The 3447-nt window shown below is 58.0% G+C and carries 1 protein-coding gene; it reads left to right on the forward strand.

Annotated elements, in window-relative coordinates; all coding sequences use genetic code 11:
* Positions 1-490: 490 nt before the first annotated feature.
* Positions 491-3184 (forward strand): aconitate hydratase AcnA, encoded by a 2694-nt coding sequence (acnA, locus tag IRZ24_RS18340; RefSeq protein WP_297167536.1) that lies wholly within the window; start codon positions 491-493, stop codon positions 3182-3184.
* The last annotated feature ends 263 nt before the right edge of the window (positions 3185-3447 follow it).

Consider the following 3447-nt stretch of genomic DNA (forward strand, 5'->3'; position numbering starts at 1 on the left):
GTTGCGGGTTTTGAAACGAGTAGCATCTTTGTCTCTCCGTGCGGTGTTCACTCTTCGTTGTGTAAGCTTCTATCGGACACATTGGCTCTCCCGGACCCCTACCTTTTTTCTCCTCCCTCTCCTCTCCTTTCTCCTTTTCTAGCTCTCTCTTCCTATTCCCCCGCCCATTCCCGGTTTCTGTGCGACTACCAGTTACTGTGAGATGGTACGATACAGGTTAGAGGTTCCCGCGTGCTTGCCGTGGCTCTTGCTCATCCATTATAATTAATGAAGCTGAATACTGTTGTAGCCGTCACCCATCGCTACGCTGGCGGTTAGGAAACCCGAGTGGCGTAGGGGAGTTCCTTAGATGAGGTGGCCCCAATCCTATTGTGTGGACATCGCGCGCTCGTTACCGACTGCGCTTCTCTCTCAATCCCACTCCCCTAGCTACCAGCCCTGCGCTTTCCCCAAGATCGCGAACCTATGAGAGGATAGAGGTCAGAAGAGCATGGCTAATTACAATGATGCCTTCCAAGCTCGCTCAAAGTTGAGCGGCAGCTATGGCACTGTTACATACTATCGCCTTGGGGCGCTTTCCAGTCAGAACGTGCAGTTGGAGCGCCTCCCCTTCACGGTAAAAATCCTGCTGGAGAATCTGCTGCGCCACTGTGACGGCGAGCTGATCACCTCTGAAAACGTGCTGGCTCTGGCGCGCTGGCAGCCTGGTAAGGCCGCCACTAGCGACGAGGAGTTTCCTTTTATGCCAGCGCGTGTGCTCTTGCAGGATTTCACTGGCGTCCCTGCGGTCGCCGATCTGGCTGCCATGCGCTCCGCCGTTGCTCGCATGGGCGGCGATCCCCAGAAGATTAACCCTCTGGTTCCTGCCGACCTTGTCATCGATCACTCGGTGCAGGTCGATGTCTTTGGCTCGGCACTGGCTTTTCAGCGCAATGTGGAGCGCGAGTATGAACGCAATAGCGAACGCTACGCGCTGCTGCGCTGGGCACAGCAGGCTTTTCGCAATTTCCGTGTCGTGCCTCCCGGCACGGGCATTGTGCATCAGGTCAACCTGGAGTACCTGGCCTCGGTTGTGATGACAAAGGAGGAGGATGGGGAACGCCTTGCTTTTCCCGATACGCTGGTGGGCACGGATTCCCATACGACGATGGTCAATGGGTTAGGCGTACTCGGCTGGGGCGTCGGTGGAATCGAGGCTGAGGCTGTCCTGCTAGGTCAACCGCTCTATCTGCTGATGCCCGAAGTGATCGGTGTGCGCATCTTTGGCGCGCTGCCTGAAGGCTCCACGGCCACTGATCTGGTGCTGACTGTGACTCAGCTGCTGCGTAAACGTGGCGTGGTAGGCAAGTTTGTGGAGTTCACCGGGCCTGGTCTACGCTATCTCTCGCTGGCTGACCGTGCGACGATCGCCAATATGTCGCCCGAGTTTGGCGCTACGGCAACCCTTTTCCCGGTCGATGAGGAGACTCTGCGCTATCTCCGCAGTACGGGACGCGATCCCGAACTGGTGCAGCTTGTTGAGGACTATACTCGCGCTCAGGGTCTCTTCCGCAGCGATGATCTCCCCGAGCCGCTTTTCGATGATCTTCTGGAGCTGGACCTGGCAACGATTGAGCCGAGCCTGGCCGGTCCGCGCCGCCCCCAGGACCGCGTACCGCTGGCACGCGTGGGGCAGGTCTTCCGTGAGACCTATGCCGATCGCATCGGGAGCAATGGTCATCGGCGCAGCACGACCGTGCGCATCGGTGATACGCAGACCACTCTTAGCGATGGAGCAGTCGCTATTGCGGCCATTACCAGTTGTACCAATACTTCCAATCCTTCAGTGATGGTCGCTGCCGGTCTGTTGGCCAAGCATGCTGTGGAGCGGGGTCTGAGCGTGAAGCCTACCGTGAAAACGAGCCTCGCTCCTGGCTCACGGGCAGTCATTGATTATCTGGAGAGCGCTGATCTTCTCCCTTATCTGGAGGCCTTGCGCTTCCATCTGGTGGGCTTCGGCTGTACCACCTGCATTGGGAACAGTGGTCCCTTGCCAGAACCGGTGGCTGAGGCTGTGCAGGCCAATGATCTGGTCGTGGCGGCGGTGCTCTCAGGTAACCGCAATTTTGAGGGTCGCATTCATCCCCAGGTCCGCGCGAGTTTTCTGGCTTCACCCCCATTGGTGGTGGCTTATGCCCTGGCTGGCACTGTCGATATTGATCTCACAAAGGACCCTATCGGCTACGATGTGAACGGCGAGCCTGTCTATCTGCGCGAGATCTGGCCTAGCCAGGAGGAGATCAATGCGGTGGTGAGCCGCGCGATCTCGCCCGAGCTGTTTAAGAAGAACTATAGCCACGTCTTCGAGGGTGACGAACACTGGCGCTCGCTGAGCAATGCCACTGGCCCGCTGTTCAATTGGGACCCGCATTCGACCTATATCCAGGAGCCGCCTTTCTTCAAGGATATGGCCCTTGAGCCGCCTCCTCTGAAGGCCATCGAAGGGGCCAGGGTCCTGGTAATGCTGGATGATTCGATCACTACAGACCATATCTCTCCCGCCGGAAGCTTCTCTCCCGATAGCCCTGCAGGCAAGTATCTGCTGGCGCGCGGAGTGGAGCGACGCGATTTCAATACCTATGGGGCGCGCCGCGGAAATCACGAGGTGATGGTCCGTGGCACCTTCGCTAATATCCGCCTGCGCAATCGCTTGGTGGGCGGTAAGGAGGGGTACTACACGCTTCACTTCCCCGAGGGCGAGGAGATGACGATCTACGATGCGGCTATGCGCTACCAGGCGGAAGGCGTGCCGCTGCTGGTGATCGCCGGTAAGGAATATGGCTCCGGTTCGTCGCGCGACTGGGCTGCTAAAGGGCCGCTGCTGTTAGGTATCCGCGCGGTCATCGCCGAGAGCTTTGAGCGCATCCACCGCAGCAATCTGGTCGGGATGGGCATCCTACCGCTGCAGTTCCGCCCAGGCGAGAATAAGGAGTCGCTGGGCCTGACCGGACGCGAGCGCTATGATATTCTGGGCATCGAGCAGGACTTGCAACCACGTCAGGAGGTCTCTGTGCGCGTGACCCGTGAGGACGGCTCAACTTTTACCTTCCAGACGATTGCTCGCCTGGATAGCAAGGTCGATGTTATGTACTATAAGAATGGCGGCATCCTGCCAACGGTCCTGCGTCGCTTGATCCAGGAGTAGGTCGCTCGGCTCATCGGTCGAACAGGGCTGGCACCGCCTCCGCCTTCAGGCAGCAGCCCAACGACGCTTAGAGCAGTCGAGAACTTCTCAGACGTTTCCTACTACTGCAGTTCTCGACTGCTCTCTTAGATTTCAGATGGTAATTGTCGTTATAAGTTTATTTTGTCTTTTTCGTTGAGCCAGTACTTCTGCGGTTTACTGATGGCGCTGGCATAGGCTACACTGGCTCAGTCCCTCTTGTGGGGAGGGGCAGGCTATAGCTG

Source organism: Thermogemmatispora sp. (assembly GCF_019683755.1).
Classification (GTDB): Bacteria; Chloroflexota; Ktedonobacteria; order Ktedonobacterales; family Ktedonobacteraceae; genus Thermogemmatispora.

Coding starts and splice junctions, on each gene's coding strand:
- acnA (WP_297167536.1), top strand. CDS start 491: ATGGCTAATTACAATGATGCCTTCCAAGCTCGCTCAAAGTTGAGCGGC.